Origin of the sequence: Maritimibacter alexandrii (genome assembly GCF_005871115.1) — a bacterium.
GTDB classification, from domain to species: Bacteria; Pseudomonadota; Alphaproteobacteria; order Rhodobacterales; family Rhodobacteraceae; genus Maritimibacter; species Maritimibacter alkaliphilus.
In genome coordinates this window covers 81,714-95,068 of the sequence record NZ_SWKQ01000013.1, presented here as the reverse complement: position 1 = coordinate 95,068, position 13,355 = coordinate 81,714, and the positions used below count along the sequence as shown (strand labels likewise).

General features: G+C 65.7%; 12 protein-coding genes. 8 read left to right on the top strand and 4 right to left on the bottom strand.

Going from position 1 to position 13,355, the window contains the following annotated elements:
• Positions 1–238 precede the first annotated feature (238 nt).
• From FCT00_RS13085 to FCT00_RS13075, 3 genes are read left to right on the top strand one after another with little or no spacing between them, the layout of a single operon-like run.
• Positions 239–1,357, top strand: a complete 1,119-nt coding sequence (locus tag FCT00_RS13085) for a sugar ABC transporter substrate-binding protein (protein ID WP_235889072.1) — start codon at positions 239–241, stop codon at positions 1,355–1,357.
• Between the two features lie 41 nt (positions 1,358–1,398).
• Entirely contained in the window at positions 1,399–2,997 is a 1,599-nt protein-coding gene (locus FCT00_RS13080) for a sugar ABC transporter ATP-binding protein (protein WP_235889070.1), read from the top strand.
• Positions 2,994–3,995: an ABC transporter permease gene (locus tag FCT00_RS13075; protein ID WP_008330106.1), complete on the top strand. Its 1,002-nt coding sequence runs from the start codon at positions 2,994–2,996 to the stop codon at positions 3,993–3,995. The genes FCT00_RS13080 and FCT00_RS13075 overlap by 4 nt, the downstream gene beginning before the upstream one ends.
• A gap of 377 nt (positions 3,996–4,372) precedes the next feature.
• Here FCT00_RS13075 and FCT00_RS13070 read toward each other — a convergent pair whose 3' ends face one another.
• The 3 genes from FCT00_RS13070 to FCT00_RS13060 are packed head-to-tail and all read right to left on the bottom strand — an operon-like array spanning position 4,373 to position 7,238.
• Complete coding sequence (locus FCT00_RS13070; protein ID WP_138423381.1) at positions 4,373–5,197, bottom strand: SDR family NAD(P)-dependent oxidoreductase; 825 nt, start codon at positions 5,195–5,197, stop codon at positions 4,373–4,375.
• Positions 5,194–6,111, bottom strand: coding sequence for an acyl-CoA dehydrogenase family protein (locus FCT00_RS13065; RefSeq protein WP_138423380.1), 918 nt, complete (start codon positions 6,109–6,111; stop codon positions 5,194–5,196). The genes FCT00_RS13070 and FCT00_RS13065 overlap by 4 nt, the downstream gene beginning before the upstream one ends.
• Positions 6,108–7,238, bottom strand: a complete 1,131-nt coding sequence (locus tag FCT00_RS13060) for an acyl-CoA dehydrogenase family protein (RefSeq protein ID WP_138423379.1) — start codon at positions 7,236–7,238, stop codon at positions 6,108–6,110. The genes FCT00_RS13065 and FCT00_RS13060 overlap by 4 nt, the downstream gene beginning before the upstream one ends.
• 209 nt (positions 7,239–7,447) lie before the next feature.
• On the opposite strand from FCT00_RS13060, the gene FCT00_RS13055 reads away from it, so the two are divergent.
• The 5 genes from FCT00_RS13055 (at position 7,448) to FCT00_RS13035 (ending at position 12,711) form a co-directional block, all read left to right on the top strand.
• On the top strand, positions 7,448–8,599 hold the full coding sequence (locus tag FCT00_RS13055) for an acyl-CoA dehydrogenase family protein (RefSeq protein ID WP_138423378.1): 1,152 nt from the start codon (positions 7,448–7,450) through the stop codon (positions 8,597–8,599).
• A gap of 2 nt (positions 8,600–8,601) precedes the next feature.
• Positions 8,602–9,522 carry an acyl-CoA dehydrogenase family protein gene (locus FCT00_RS13050; RefSeq protein ID WP_138423377.1) on the top strand — a complete coding sequence of 307 codons (921 nt, stop codon included), beginning with the start codon at positions 8,602–8,604 and terminating at the stop codon, positions 9,520–9,522.
• Positions 9,519–10,310 (top strand): enoyl-CoA hydratase/isomerase family protein, encoded by a 792-nt coding sequence (locus FCT00_RS13045; protein WP_138423376.1) that lies wholly within the window; start codon positions 9,519–9,521, stop codon positions 10,308–10,310. Before FCT00_RS13050 ends, FCT00_RS13045 begins: the two co-directional genes overlap by 4 nt.
• Positions 10,307–11,863 carry an AMP-binding protein gene (locus FCT00_RS13040; RefSeq protein ID WP_138423375.1) on the top strand — a complete coding sequence of 519 codons (1,557 nt, stop codon included), beginning with the start codon at positions 10,307–10,309 and terminating at the stop codon, positions 11,861–11,863. Before FCT00_RS13045 ends, FCT00_RS13040 begins: the two co-directional genes overlap by 4 nt.
• A 68-nt stretch (positions 11,864–11,931) precedes the next feature.
• Positions 11,932–12,711, top strand: a complete 780-nt coding sequence (locus FCT00_RS13035; protein ID WP_138423374.1) for an IclR family transcriptional regulator — start codon at positions 11,932–11,934, stop codon at positions 12,709–12,711.
• Here the strand turns inward: FCT00_RS13035 and FCT00_RS13030 are convergent.
• Positions 12,708–13,334, bottom strand: coding sequence for a TetR/AcrR family transcriptional regulator (locus tag FCT00_RS13030; protein ID WP_008330046.1), 627 nt, complete (start codon positions 13,332–13,334; stop codon positions 12,708–12,710). The two genes, FCT00_RS13035 and FCT00_RS13030, sit on opposite strands and share 4 nt — an antisense overlap.
• Between the last annotated feature and the right edge of the window lie 21 nt (positions 13,335–13,355).

Sequence of the window (13,355 nt, the reverse complement as noted above, 5' to 3'; positions counted from 1 at the left end):
CCAGCGCGGATCACTCTCTAATGGATTGCACGCCCCGAGGCGATCATATTCTGCACCCATGCCACGGCCCCTTTTCTGGCGGCAATCCCTGCATCCGAATTCAAGGCTCGGGGAGAAAGCCAAGAATGCATGATTGACAATGAATCGAATTCTGAGAAAGATGTGAATGCGTATTCAAGTCAACGACGAGTCGACCAAAACGACCGCGACGCACATCAACGGCAACAGGGAGATACACATGACACACTCCAAGACAATCAAGGGCCTGGTATCGGCGCTGGCGCTTTCGGTCGCCGGTACGGCGGCAAGTGCGCAGGACGCCTCGGAAGGCATCGCACGCGCTCAGGAGGCCCTCGCGCCTTACCTCGAACAGCCGGTTTTCACGGCACCGGGCGACCCCTTCGACATTCGCGAATGCGCCGCGGACCGCAAGATGCTGGCGATCCCGAACAGCAGCGCCAACCCCTTCCTCAAGGGGATCATCGACCGCATGAAAGCGGTGGGTGAGGACATCGGGCTCGAAGTCGCAGAATGGGAAAACCAGGGCCAGCCCAGCCAGTGGGTGCAGGGCTTCGACTTCGCGATCCGCGACGGATTCGACGTCATCAACCTGATTTCGGGCATCTCGCCCGATACGGTCGTGCCGCAGATCACCGCCGCCAACGAGGCGGGCGTGAAAGTGACCACGTCGCATTTCTACGACCCCTCGGATACGCCGAACGAACTGCTGTCCTCGACGCTTCCGGTCGGTTTCAACGAGATCGGCAAGATCCTCGCCAACTGGGTCACGGTGAACACGGATGGTGCGGGCAAAGTCCTTCTCGTCGTGTCGCGTGAAGTGCCGCCCACCATTCCGCTCGTCGACGGGTTCGAAAGCGTGCTCGCCGAGAACTGCCCGGATTGCGAAATCGTGCAGGAGGTCAACGTCGGCGTGGCCGAATGGGGCACCAAGATCCAGTCGTCGGTTCAGTCGGCGCTTCAGGCCAACCCCGAGATCGACGTGATCGTGCCGATCTACGATTCCATGTCGCAGTTCGTCGTCCCGGCTCTTCGCCTGACCGGCAACCTCGGCTCGGTGAAGGTCGCGACCTTCAACGGCACGCCCTTCGTGCTCGACTACATTCAGGAAGGCTCGGTTTCGATGGACATCGGCGAAAGCCTCGACTGGATCGCCTATGCCACGGTCGATGCCAACATGCGTGACCTGTGCGGTCTGCCGGTGCCGGAGAAGCTGAACGTGCCGTTCTACATCTTCGACGAAAGCAACGCCGAGATGGCAGGCACGCCCGCGCAGTTCGACACGGGTTATGGCGACGCCTACGTGTCGGGTTTCCGTGAGCTCTGGGGCCTGAACTGATCCCCATGACAACCGAGCAGATCTCTGCGCGGAACGATCGGGTGGCGTCGACACAGACGCCACCCACGCTTCGCCTGGAGAACATATCCAAGACATTCCGCGCGACCCGTGCGCTGGACAGCGTCTCGCTGACCATCGAGCCGGGCGAGGTGCATGGGCTTCTGGGAACCAACGGTTCCGGCAAGTCCACCCTCATCAAGGTTCTGGCAGGGTTCCACGCCCCCGATCCGGGCGGTTCGATGCAATTCAACGGGCGCGACGTTCCGCTGCCGCTGGACCCTTCGACCTTCCGCCGTCTCGGGATGAGTTTCGTGCACCAGAACCTCGGCCTCGTGCCGTCGCTTACGGTGCTCGAAAACCTCCGCCTGTCGCAGATCGCGCTCGGCAAGGGTCGCCGGATCAACTGGCGCAAGGAACGCGCGGCGGCGCAAGAGACGCTGGACCGCTACGATGTGGACGTCGAACAATGGCGCCGGATCGACGAACTCAGCGCCGTGAACCGCGCGCTCATAGCGATCATCCGGGCCTTCGAGGAAATCCGCGAGGAATGCGAGCGCACGGGTGAACCCGGCCTCGTCCTGCTGGACGAACCCACGCCGTTCCTGCCAAAGGAAGGCGTGGACCGGCTGTTCCAGCTCATGCGGCAGATCGCCGATCATGGCTCCGCCGTCACCTTCATCTCGCATGACATCGACGAGGTGATGGAGATCACCGACCGCGTGACAATCCTGCGCGACGGCAAGGTGTCGGGCGAAATCGAAACTCGCGATGCGAGCCGGGACCAGATGATCGAGATGATTATCGGCCGCTCCCTCGCCAGCGCTGCGCCCCCCGTTCACGTCGCGCGCAAGTTCGAACCGATGGCCCGGCTGAAGGGCCTGTCGGGCGTAGGTATCCCGACCTGCGACATCACGGTCGGGAAGGGCGAGATCCTCGGGCTGACCGGGCTGATCGGCTCGGGCTACGACAAGATCCCCTACCTCGTCTTCGGCGCGGATTCCGCGCATTCGGGCGAAATGACGCTCGACGACGGCAAGCACTTCGACCTGCGCTCAATGACACCGGCAGCCTCCATCGCCGAAAACATCGCGCTTCTGCCCGGTGACCGGGACACCAAGAGCGGCGTCGGCAACATGAAGGTGTTCGAGAACATGCTTCTGCCCGACATCGGCGGTTACGTGCAGGGCGGGTTTTTGCGCAACGGCCAGATGCGGCGCGAGGCGAAGGCGCTCGGAGAACGCTTCGAGGTGCGCCCGAACGACCCGGAACTGAACCTGGGCAACTTGTCTGGCGGGAACGCTCAGAAGGTTCTTATCGCTCGGTGGCTGAAACGCGAGCCGAGGCTTCTGTTGCTGGACGAACCGACGCAGGGCGTCGATGTCGGCACGCGCGCCAACATCTTCAAAGCGGTCAAAGAGGCCGCCGCCAAGGGTATGTCCGTCATCTGCGCCAGCTCCGATGCCGAACAGCTCGCCGAGCTGTGTGACCGCGTGCTCGTCTTCGCGCGCGGCCGTATCGTCGATGAGCTGGCCGGCTCGCAGGTCGACAAGGACAACATCACGCAAGCCTGCTATTCGTCGCTGGGCACGGCCGAGGGTCGTGCACAGGACGCAGCGGGCCAAGACAAGGGGACATCATGAGCACGTCCACGGAATCCGCAACGCCACGCAAGAAGTCCAATGTGAACGCCATGCGGCTGTTCGAACGCTACGCGCTGATCCTCGTGTGGTTTCTGCTGATCGCAGGGTTTTCCATCGCCATGCCGGAATCCTTCCTGCGCTGGGGCAACTTCTCGATCCTCTTCGCCTCCTATGCGCCCGCCGCGCTTCTGGCGCTTGCGATCATCATTCCTCTCACATCGGGGGACTATGACCTCGCCGTCGGGGCGACGATGACATTGTCGTCCTGCATGATCGCGGTCTTGAACTCGTGGATGGATGTGTCGATCGAGCTTTCGATCCTTCTCGCCCTTTTGGGCGGGCTCGCGGTCGGCCTCTTTCATGCGCTGTTCATCGTCTATTTCCGCATTCACTCTCTGGTCGTGACACTGGGCAGCACTTCGCTCATTTCGGGCGTCGTTCAGTGGTTCACCAATTCCTCGACCATCGGCGGCATCGACAACGCGTTGATCATGTGGGTGGTCGGCGGACGGCTGTTCGGCGTGCCTTACGCCTTCTACTACGCGTTCGCGGCGGCAATCGTCCTGTGGTATGTCTTCGACTTCACACCGCTCGGCCGACGGCTTCTGTTCGTCGGGCGTGGGCGCGAAGTGGCGCGGCTGAACGGCATCCCGGTGGAAAAGATGCGCGTGGGCGCGCTCGTCGCCTCGTCCGTCGTCGCCGCGCTCGCCGGGGTGCTCTATGCGGGCGTCCTCGGGTCCGCCGACCCGTATTCGGGGCTGAACTACCTGCTCCCCGCCTTCGCCGCGGCCTTCCTTGGCTCGACGACGATCATGCCGGGACGGTTCAATCCGTGGGGCACTATCGTCGCGGTCTATTTCCTCGGTACCGGGATCACCGGCCTGACCATGTTCGGCATTCCGCTGTGGGTCACAAACGTCTTCAACGGCGGCGCACTGATCCTCGCCGTGACGATTTCGCAGCTGACCCGCGGGCGCGAGGCGTCCGACATCGGCTAAATCGCGAGCGCAGGACGCCTGTCAGCGGGCGGGTTTCTGAGGGGGGGTCGGGCTCTGCCGAGGGCCCGCGCCTGCTGAGGGTCAGGGGGCTTACCGTTGGCCCACATCGGAACCCGACGGTTTCGCTGCACTGACGACGTGTCCCGGTCTTCTCGCGGCAAAAGCTACGAGAAAAAACGGCGTTGAAAGACTGGCTTCAGCACAGTCGATTTGTAATGGGAAGCCAAGACGCACCGCCTGCTGTTTCTTACGGCTTTCAACACGTCTGATGATCGGAAGCACGGGCCGGGGCAAGTTTGCGCGGAGTCTTCGAACCAAACGTCGGCGTGCGAACACCTGCCCCGAAGGTGTCCCGGCACTTGGCTCGCCGAATACCTTCAGGTTTCCCCCTCAACCCGCTTGCGCCCCGAATGCGTCCAGTCGGGTTCGACGGTCTCGCGGGGTGCCGTGAGCGCGGTTTCGCTCAGGTATTTGGTCGAAGACCAGCCGCCGTCGACCGCTAGGATCTGACCGTTGATCCATGCCGACTGCGGTGAGGACAGAAACCAGATCGCGTTCGCGATGTCCTCGACCGTGCCCCATCCGGCGGCGGGAGTCATGTCGGTGTTCATGCGCCGGAAGGCCTCGACCTCCAGCCGCGCCTCGGTCATCGGGGTCGGGATCACGCCCGGCGCGACCGCGTTCGAGCGCACGCCGGATGACCCATATTGCGCCGCCATGTGCAACGTAAGCGCATTCAGCCCGCCCTTGGCCGCCGAATAGGCCCCACCGCGCAATCCGCCGACGAGGGAGTAGGTCGAGGATACATTGACGATGGTCGCCGTTTCGCCGAAGGCCGTCAGCGCCTCCCGGCACAGGCGGAACGGTGCGCGCAGCATGAGGTCGAGAAACCGGTCGAGCGTGTCGTCATCGGTGGAATGCACCGGCTCCGGGCTGCCGACGCCCGCGTTGTTCACGAGGTGATCGAGGCGCCCGAATTCGTCCATCGCCAGCGCCACGGCCCGTTTCGGCGCGTCGTCATCGGTGATGTCGGCGGCGAGCGTCACCATCGGGGCGGGGAGGTCGGCCAGACTGGCCCGCGCGGCGTCGAGTTTCGATGCGTCCCGGCCCACGCCGACCACGGCGACGCCGTTTTCGAGGAATGCGCGCGCGGTGGCGAGGCCGATACCGCTCGAGGCGCCGGTGACGATGGCTGATTTCATGCGTTGTCTCCATAGGGCGCGAGCGGTGCGGGCAGGCTCAGAAGATCGGCCGGTCCGATGAACTGCGCAAGCACATGGGCCTGTTTGAGAAAGAGATGGGCGTTCGCCTCGGCGGAAAAGCCGATGCCGCCGTGAATCTGGATGCCGGTGCGCGCGTTGTCGAGCGCGACGCGCGGGGCGAGACGGGTTAGGGCGGCGACCTGAAAGCCCGCGTCCGGGTGACCGTCGCAGAGCGCAATCGCGGCCATGTCGAGCAGGGCCGACACCATCTCGATCCCCAGCGTCATGTTGGCGGCATGGTGCTTGATCGCCTGAAACGTGCCGATGGGTTGACCGAACTGCTCGCGGATCTTGGCATAGTCGACCGCCAGATCACGCGCGCCGGTGGCGACGCCCAGCAGTTGCGCGGCGGCAAGCAGGCGGGCGAGGTCCGCGTCCACGGGCCGATTGGTGCCGGTGCGCGCCATCTTGGCGACGGGCAGACCCGCGCCGAGCGGGGCGGTCGTCTTCGGGTCGGTGACGGGCGAAAGGCCGAAACCGCCGTCCACCCGTATCACCGCGTGATCCGCGCCCTCCGGGTCGATAAGTGTCCACGTTCCGTCGCCCGCGACGCCGACACAGGCGGTCACGTCCGCGTCCAGCCGCCGCGCGATGGCGGTGGCGAGCGCGCCGGGGCCGACGAGGTGACGGCCCAAAGCCACGTGCAGATGGGCCTCTTCCACGATGCTGAAGCCCGCGCCCCCCACCTCCTCGGGCAGGGCGAGCGCGAAGGCCCCGAAGTCCTCCAGCGGGCCAAGGTCGTCACCGCCCATCCCCTCTTGCAGACGCGCCACCGGGTAGTGGCTGTCGAGCATCGCCTGCGCGGCGACAAGGATCTGGCGCAGGTCGTCGCCGGGGGTCAGATCGAAACTCATACCCGGGCCTCCCTCGGCAGGCCGAGGATGCGCTCGGCGATGATGTTGCGCTGAATTTCCGCGGTGCCGCCCGCGATCGTCTCGGAATAGCTTTCAAGGTAGCCATGCGTCCAATGGCTGTCGGTCAGACCGTCGGGGCCGAGCACGTCCATCGCCGCACGCTCGATCCGCTGGGCGAGTTCCGCGAAGGTCAGCCGCACGAGCGAGCCGTCGAAGGGCGTGTCCGGGTCGCGCAGGGCCGTGCGATAGGTCATGGCCCGCACCCCCGCCGCCTCGGCCCGCAGCTCGGCAAGGCGTTCTGCGGTCGCGGTGCCGGGAGTGGGTCGGGCAAGTGCGATCAGCTCTTCGACCTTGACCGACAGGTCGAGTTGCAGGGCCATCGCTGCCGTGCGCCGTTCGAAGGCGAGCGTCGTCATGGCGACCGACCAACCGTCGTCCACCTCGCCCACCACGGCGTCCAAAGGAATGCGCACGTCGTCATAGAACACCTCGGCGAAATGCGTGTCCCCCGCCATGTTGCGGATCGGGCGGACCGTGATGCCGGGGAGCGTCATGTCGCAGATCACCCAACTCAGCCCCTTGTGGCGCTTCGATCCCGGATCGGTGCGGATCAGAAGCTCCTGATAATCCGCGATGTCGGCGTAGCTTGACCAGATCTTCTGGCCGTTGACGACAAGATGGTCGCCCTCGATCCGCCCCACCGTCTTGAGCGAGGCAAGGTCCGAACCTGCGCCGGGTTCCGAAAACCCCTGACACCAGATCGAACGACCATCGAGAATGCGGGGCAGGTGAAATGCCTTCTGGGCTTCGGTGCCACGCGCGAACACGGTCGGCCCGGCGTGGTTCAGCGCGACGAAGGTGCAGTCGAGCGGTGAGGGCGCGCGGGCACGGGCATATTCCTCGTACCAGATCAAAAGCCGCGCAGGCGACAGACCGTGCCCCCCGTATTCCTTGGGCCATGCCAGCCCGGACCACCCCGCAGCCGCGCATTTTGCCAGCCAGTCGGTCGCGTATGTGCGCGAGGCCTGCCCTTCGCGCGGCGCAGGCTCGGCCGGGCGGTTGTGGATGAGCCAGTCCCGCGCTTGCGCGCGAAACGCCTCGTCCTCGGCCGTCGGGTCAAGCTGCATCGCATTCATCCACAAAATTCCATATCGTGGGATCGTAGAATTGCATGTGGCTGTTTCCTCCCTCTGTCCGACTTCCCGGCTCGGCCATAGGCTATACGCCTGAAAACATCTTGGTCAAGCCGGGGGCTGTTGACATGGGGCAGGTCGGGCGGCATTTTCAATTCCGCCGCGCGGGCCAGAAACTGTCCCGCATAATGGGAGAGCTTTCGATGGACTTCACATGGACAGAGGAAAACGACGCCTTCCGCGCGCGGGTGCGTGACTTCCTCGACGGTGAGTTGCCCACCAACTGGGACGAAATCGCGCGGCACGGGCCGGGTTCGCGGGAACAGACCGAGTTCTCGCTCGAATTCTGCCCCAAGCTCGCCGAGGCCGGATTGCTCGTCCCCCACTGGCCCGCCGAATGGGGCGGCGCGGATCGTCCGACATGGGAGCATTTCATCATGGGCGAAGAGATGTGGGCGGTGGGCGAGCCGCGCGGCGGGCAATACATGAACGTCAACTGGATCGGCCCGGTCCTGATGCGCTACGGCTCGAACGCGCAGAAGGCGCAGTACCTTCCCGACATGGCGGCGGGCCGCGCGATCTGGTGTCAGGGGTTTTCCGAGCCCGGTGCGGGGTCCGACCTCGCCTCGCTGCGCACCAAAGCGATCCGTGACGGCGACGATTACGTCATCAACGGCCAGAAAATATGGACCTCCTATGCAGGCATGGCCGACACCTGTTTCCTGCTCGCGCGCACCGGCGGGGCCGATCAGGGGCGCTCGGCTATCGCGATTTTCCTCGTCCCGATGGACACGGCCGGAATCGAGGTCCGCGCGATCCCCAGCCTCATCGGCCACGGCGACATTCACGAGGTCTTTTTTACGGACGTGCGCGTCCCGGCCTCCTGCCGTCTTGGCGAAGAGGGCGAGGGGTGGACGATCATCTCCTACGCGCTGGCCAACGAACGCGTCGGAATCCCGCGCTATGAAATGTCGTCTCAGGTGCTCGACGTGATGGTCGGCGAACTCAAGGCGCGGGGCGCCTTCGGCAATGCAATCGTGCGCGCCAAGGCGGCCGAGGCTGCGGCGGCCTGCGAAGCCGCGCGGCTTTTGGTTTACCGCGTGGTGGACGAGCGGGCGCGGGGCGTGCCGCCGGGCACCGCCGCCAACCTCGCCCGCGTCGCGGTGGTCGAAGCCGACCATGCGGTGACGGATTTCGGGATGGATTTCTTGCCCGACTGTTTCTCGGGAGACGGCCACGCCGGGATGCTCGCCCACCACGAGCGCGCCATCGTCACCGGCATCGCGGCGGGGGCGGCTGAAATTCAGCTGAACCTCGTGGCCCGCCGCCACCTCGACCTGCCGAAAGGAGCCTGACCATGCATCTTGCGTTCAACGAAGATCAGGCGACCTTCGCCACCGTGCTCGCCCAGATGCTGGGGGATGAGGCCGAGACCGGCTTTCACACCGTCGCGGATTGGGGGCGGTTCGATTATGGCACGGCGCTGGATGCGCGGCTCGAAGAGGCCGGGTTCTATGACGCCGCCGCAGAGCCGGACCTCGGCACCGTGGCCGCCGCAGCGATGGTGCACGAGGTGGCGCAAGTCCCGGTGACGGTCGAATGCGCCGCCTCGGCGCTGCTGCGTCCCTTCCTCGGCGGTGACGTGCCGCGCCCGCTGGCCGTCGTGGTCGATGACGCGCCCGGTGCGATCCGGTTTCTGCCGCAGGCGGGGGCGCTCCTGTCGATCACAGACGGGGCGGTGCGGCTCGCGAGGCTCGACGGTCAGGTGTGTGAGGTGGCGAGCCTCTTTGCCTATCCGATGGGTGAGGTGGCGAGTGACACGTTGGACTGGACCGATCTGGAGGTCGATGCCGCGCAAGTCCGCACGCTCTGGCAGATCGCGCTGGCCGCCGAGCTGTCCGGTGTCCTAGCCGGAGGCCTGTCCTCGGTCCTCGCCCACGTGCGCGAGCGGACCCAGTTCGGTCAGGCCTTGGGCAGTTTTCAAGGCGTGCAGCATCGCCTCGCGACCGATGCGGTCTGGCTCGAAGGCGCGCGGCTCCTCATGCTCAAGGCCGCGTCCAGCCGCTCGGCGCAGGATGCGAGCCTCGCGCTTGCTCATGTCCAGAACCACGCCACGCGCATCGGTTATGACCTGCACCAGTTCATGGGGGCGATGGGCCTGACACTGGAACACCCGTTGCACCGCTGGACCTACCGCGCCCGCGCGCTGCGGGCCGAAATGGGTGGCGCACCGATGGCCTTCCTCGACTATGCTGAGGCGAGATGGAGGGCGGCATGAGCGAACTGCCGGAGTTTGAAACCTTGCTGCTGACCCGCACCGGGCGGCGGCTGACGATCACTATGAACCGGCCCGAGGTGCTCAACGCCTTCGGTGGTCCGATGCACTCGGAAATCATCGACGCTCTGTCCTTCGCACGCGACGACACCGGAAGCGACGTTCTGGTCATCACCGGAGCGGGTCGTGCCTTCTCGGCAGGCGGCGACATCGAGGGGATGCGCCGCGTCATCGACGAGCCGACCCTCTTCGACAAGGAAGCCGCCGAGGCCAAGGCGCTCATCTTCACGCTGCTCGACATCGACAAGCCCGTGGTGGCGCGGATCAACGGCGCGGCCATCGGGCTGGGCGCGACCATCGCGTTGTTTTGCGATGTGACCTTTGCCGGTGAAAGCGCCAAGATCGGCGACCCGCATGTGGCCATCGGTCTGGTGGCGGGTGACGGTGGCGCGATCATCTGGCCCGCGCTCATCGGCCTGCACCGCGCCAAGGAATTCCTGCTGACCGGCGAAACCCTGACGGCGGCCAAGGCGGGCGAGATCGGGCTGGTCAATCACGTGGTCGCCGACGATGCGCTCGACGCCGCCGTCGACGGGTTCTGCGACAGGCTGATCGCCGGGGCGCAGCCTGCGATCCGCTGGACCAAGACCGTCATGAACATGGAGCTGAAGCGGGTGGCCCATGCGCTGATGGACCCCGGCATCGCTTATGAATCCCTTTCCGTGCGCACCGAGGAACACAAGGCCCGCATCGATGCCTTCCTCGCCAAAGCCCGCGAGAAACGGAAATGAGCAGGATCGACGAGCGGATGGCGGGGCTCTCCCGCGACCGTCACCGCGCACCGCGTCGTCCCGGTCTCGGCGAGATCGCGCTGGACCTGACCGCGCAAGACCCCGACCCCGAAGTGATCCGCGACGGCGAACGCCGCCTCACACGTGGCGACATGCTGGACATGGCGCTGCGCCTCGGTGGCGCCTTCGAGCGGATGGGGCTGACCCCCCGCGCGCCCATCGCGTTCCAGCTTCCGAATTGGTGGGAGGCGGCGGTCATCAACCTCGCCTGCGCGCTGTTCGGCTACCGGATCGTGCCGCTTCTACCGATCTACCGAAAGGCCGAGTTGCAGGTGATCCTGCCCGCTTGCGGGGTCGAGGCGATCTTTCTGCCGCCCGCCTCGGACAAGGTCGATCACCCGGCCATCGTGGCCGCGCTCGATGCGCCGCCCGCCCATGTCGTGACCGTGCGCGGCGACGCGCCCGGCGCGGCCCGGTTCGACGATCTGGTCGCAGGTCCGCCCGCCGAGCCGCGTCTGCCGGACAGCCGGGACGCCAAGATCGTCATTTTCACGTCGGGCAGCACCGGGCGGCCCAAGGGCGTGATCCACACCCATGACAGCCTCGATGCCGTGGTGCGCAACACCGCCGGGTTCTGGTCGCTCGGGGCTGAGGACGTCATGTATGTCCCGTCGCCCATCGGCCATATCGGCGGGTCGATCTATGCCTTCGAGTTCCCTTGGATCACCGGCTGCCGCACGGTGCTTGAGGATCGGTGGGAGCCTGCGCGCGCCGTGGCCCGGATCGACGCCGAGGGTGCCACGTTCATGGCCGGGGCGACGCCGTTCCTGACCATGCTTCTGGAGGCGGCGGGACAGGCGGGGTCCGACCTGCCAAGCCTGCGCCGCTTCGTCTGCGGTGGGGCCAGTGTGCCGCCTGAATTGGTGCGCCGCGCGCTTGCCGCATGGCCGCAGGCGATCGTCTCGCGCGCCTATGGTTCGACCGAAGTGCCGCTGGCGTGCCCCGGCATCCGCGACCGGGCCTCCGCCGAGGCTCATGCGGAAACCGACGGCGAAATGGCCCTCGACCTGATGCTGGACGAGGGCGAGATCTGCGTGCGCGGACCGCAGATGTTCGTGGGCTACCTCGACCCCGAGGATGACGCGGGCGCTTTTACCCAAGACGGCTTTTTTCGCATGGGCGATCTGGGCCGGATCGTGGACGACCGTTTCATCGTCATCACCGGGCGCAAGAAAGACATCATCATCCGGAAGGGCGAAAATATCAGCCCGCTGGAAATCGAGAACGCGCTGCTCGCGCACCCGCTTGTCGATCAGGTCGCCATCGTCGGCGCACCGGACCCGGAACGCGGTGAAATGGTCGTGGCCTTCGTCGTGGCGCGCGACGGCTTCGATTTCGCGGCAATGACCGATCACCTCATGGCCGCCGGATTTGCACGGCAGAAGTTTCCCGAACGTCTCGAACGGCTCGAGGCGCTGCCGATGAACGCGGTGGGAAAGGTGCAGAAACCTGACCTGCGGGCCAAGGCGGCGGCGCTGGTCACGAAGGCCTAGGTGCGGTTCGGCGCGTGCAGGCGATGTTCGGTGCCGATCGCGCCGGGCGAACGGAAGGCAAGACCAGAATGAAAGACGGCAATCAGGACGGAACTCAGGCGATCCGGCGCGCGGCGGCGATCCTGAAGCAGATCGCGCATGTGTCTGGCGACGCGCCCAAGACCCTGCGCACGATTTCCGAAGCCGTGGGTCTGCCCCGCTCGACCACCCATCGCATCCTGAAAAGCCTCACCGACACCGGGCTGGCCGCCTACAACGCCGACACCCGCCGTTACGAGGTGGGGATGCTCAGTTACGAACTCGGCCTCGCCGTCAGCGACCGGGTGCTTGGCCTCGCCCCGTGGACGGCCTGCGTGGACCGCGTAGCCGAACGCGCGAACGTGACCACCTATCTGATGCGCCGCTCGGGGTTCGAGGCGGTGTGCATCCACAAGGCCGAGGGCCGCACCGTGATCCGCGTGATCCCGGTCGAGGTGGGGCAGAGGCGCTATCTGGGCGTCGGGGCGGGGGCCACCGCGCTTCTCGCCGGGCTGCCGGACGCGACCGCCGAACGGGTGATCGCGGCCATCGCACCGGAGTTCGACGCCTTCGAAAGCCTGAGCGCCGACAGCGTGCGCGACGCGATGGACCGCGCCCGCCGCACCGGATTTGCGGAAAGCCGGGGGCGGGCCTATCGCTCGATCTTCGGGTTGGGGCGGGGCATCAGGGCCTTCTCGGACCAGCCGGACCTTGCCATTTCCATCGCCGTCCATGCGCAGGATGTGAACGACACCCGTATCGAGGACTGGAAGCGGATCATTTCGGAAGAGATCGACGCGACCGAGGACCGGATCGGGCCCGTCGGTTAGGTCGGGCCGCGTGCGACGTGCCGAATGAACATTTCGGCAAGGTATGTGGCATCGTCGGCCAGCCTGTCCGTATGACCGTCCACGATGGCCTGAATGCTCATACCGCTGATCGTACCTGAGATCATGCGCGCGCTCTGGTCGATGTCGATATCGGGAAGCAACTCGCCCATGTCCTGCGCCTGTTTCAGGTAGCTGCGCAGGTTGGCGTGATAGGCCGCCTGAAGCGACGCGACACGTGGTTGCAGGTCCGGGCTCGCGCCCATGGATTCGACGATCAGGTGATACAGGGCGATGGCGCTGTCGGGCATGTCGCGCACGGCGTCGAGTTGCAGGCGGATGCGTTCGGCCAGCGCCGCGCAGCCCCGGCGGTCGCCCACACGCTTTTCGACATGGCGCAGGAAGCGGTCCTCGATCGCGTCGAGCACGGCGATCAGGAGGGCGAGCTTGGTGCCGAACCGCTGCACCGGGAGGCCCTTGCTGTAACCCGCATCGAGTCCGATCTGTGCGAGGTTCGCGCCGGAGATGCCCTTTTTGCGGATAAGCGCCATGGCCGCGCGCAGCATCCGGCGGTCGGATTCCTCGCGCCGCTCTTTCTTGGGGCCCAGTTCAACGCTCGCGTTCATCGAAGTGTCCTTTCACGCGTT